Source organism: Pedobacter sp., from assembly GCF_045627485.1.
In the GTDB taxonomy this organism is placed as follows: Bacteria; Bacteroidota; Bacteroidia; order Sphingobacteriales; family Sphingobacteriaceae; genus Pedobacter.
In genome coordinates, this window is sequence record NZ_JAZQNU010000149.1 from 1 (window position 1) to 2133 (window position 2133).

1 protein-coding gene and 1 rRNA gene are annotated in these 2133 nt (G+C 38.0%); both read left to right on the forward strand.

Translation table 11 applies throughout. The features are described from left to right. Nucleotides 1-99: ribosomal RNA gene (gene rrf / locus ACR2F3_RS11560) — 5S ribosomal RNA — on the forward strand; the annotation flags it as partial. 213 nt (nt 100-312) lie between these two features. Next, nucleotides 313-1623, forward strand: a complete 1311-nt coding sequence (locus tag ACR2F3_RS11565) for a serine hydrolase domain-containing protein (protein WP_432710131.1) — start codon at nt 313-315, stop codon at nt 1621-1623. The last annotated feature ends 510 nt before the right edge of the window (nt 1624-2133 follow it).

The following is a 2133-nucleotide window of genomic DNA, read 5'->3' on the forward strand; positions in this document are numbered from 1 at the left end:
TCGGTGGTGTCCACCTCTTCCCATTCCGAACAGAGAAGTTAAGCCCACCAGAGCCGATGGTACTGCGGTAACACGTGGGAGAGTAGGTCGGTGCCAAATCTTAAAGAAAGCCTGTAGGAAACTACAGGCTTTTCTTGTTTAATGCCTTTTTATACTTAAATGTTCCTGGAGTATATTCACATACCAGATAGCTACTCAATTATCTGCAGGCCTGTTCTTGTTTACTTTATTTGATATCTTAGTGTTCGAAATACCTGTACATTGTTGTAGCATCGTTAGGCTCAATAATTAAACTCAAAATTTAGATCGCTCATGAAAACAAGATTATCAGTATGCTTTATGTTCCTGTTTATTCAAACTGGATATACGCAAACCATCGATAAAGTAAAGTTAGACCACTATTTCCTGGCTCTTGAAGCAAATAACAAGTTTATGGGTAGTGTTGCTATTGCTAGGGACGGGAAAGTGCTGTATACAAAAGAAATTGGGTTTAGGTTTGTTGATGATAAACTTAAACCCAATGAACGTACCAAGTATAGAGTTGGTTCGATCTCCAAGACCTTCACTGCTGCTTTGTTGTTTAAAGCCATAGATGAAAAGAAAACTGACCTTACACAAAAGCTGAATAAATACTTTCCTACAGTAAAGAATGCTGATAAAATCACCATTAGCCATTTGCTAAACCACCATAGTGGCATTCACAATTTTACTGATGATGCTGATTATCTGAAATGGTACACCCAAAATAAGAGTGAACAGGAAATGGTTACCCTTATCTCTGCATTTGGAAGTGATTTTGAACCTGGTAGTAAAGCTGCATACAGCAATTCTAATTATGTGCTCTTAACTTATATTCTTCAAAAGATATATAAGAAACCTTATGCCCAAATTCTGGAGGAAAAAATTGTAAATCCCCTTGGTTTAAAAGACACCTATTATGGTGGTAAAATTGATATGGCAAATAATGAAAGCTATTCTTATCAATTGATGAACGGATGGGTGATACAAGATGAAACGGATATGTCTATACCGGCAGGCGCTGGCGCAATTGTTTCAACACCTTCTGATCTGACCATCTTTGCGCATGCTTTATTCAATGGCGAAATCGTATCAGCAGAAAGTCTTAAACAGATGAAAACTACCCAGAATGGTTTTGGAATGGGTTTGTTTGAGGCGCCTTTTCATGAGAAGAAAAGTTATGGGCATAATGGGGGGATAGATGGCTTCAGATCCAACTTCGGCTATTTTCCGGAAGATCGGGTTTCCATTGCTTTAACCTCTAATGGTTCTGCTTATGATAACAATAAAATCTCCATAGTTTTATTAAGCAGTGTGTTCAACAAACCATTCGATATACCCTCTTTTATGGCATTGACTACCGATGAGCTGGAGCGATACCTGGGTATTTATTCAGCCAAGAACTTCCCGCTTAAAATTACGATTACCAGGTCTGGCAATACCTTATCCGGTCAGGCTACTGGCCAGCCGGCATTTACATTAGAGCCGACGGCTAAACATGTATTTAATTTTGACCAGGCCGGCCTTGTTTTACAATTTAATCCGGACACGAAAGAAATGACTTTAAAACAGGGGGGTAGGGATTATCTATTAAGCAGGGAATAATTAATCACTTAAATGGTTTTGCAGAACCCGATTTTGAAAAAGATCGGGATTTTGTGTTTAATGCAGGGGTCCTTTAATTCTGTTAGGCTATGCATAGGGATTTTAACTCATGAATTGGGTTAGTTAATCTGCGGTAAGGTCGGATTAAGATTTTTGTTGCAATTCTTTAGGCTCTGGGATAGCCTGTTAGCTTGTTCATACAAATATAAGCTGCAATTGTTTTGCGGGGATAGAATATTTTCCTACTTTTGCATCCCGCTTCGGAGGAAGGGAAACAGTGAAAGGGATATAGAGAAGGTTGATTTGAAGAGCTAAAAGTAGTAATGTTGTTCTGAGTTTAAAAAGCTTAACGCTTATTTAAACAAAAAGAAAAAGTTTAAAAAAAAGCTTGACAATAATAAAAAGATTACTACCTTTGCCATCCCAAACAACAAGGGAATTTAGCAGCGGAGCTGCTAGAAGAAAAACAAGATTGAAACGACTGATTTTACAAACTGACTTTCGGAGGAA

Bases quoted from the DNA above. Each gene is read 5' to 3' on its own strand.
- ACR2F3_RS11565 (WP_432710131.1), top strand. From the start codon at position 313: ATGAAAACAAGATTATCAGTATGCTTTATGTTCCTGTTTATTCAAACT.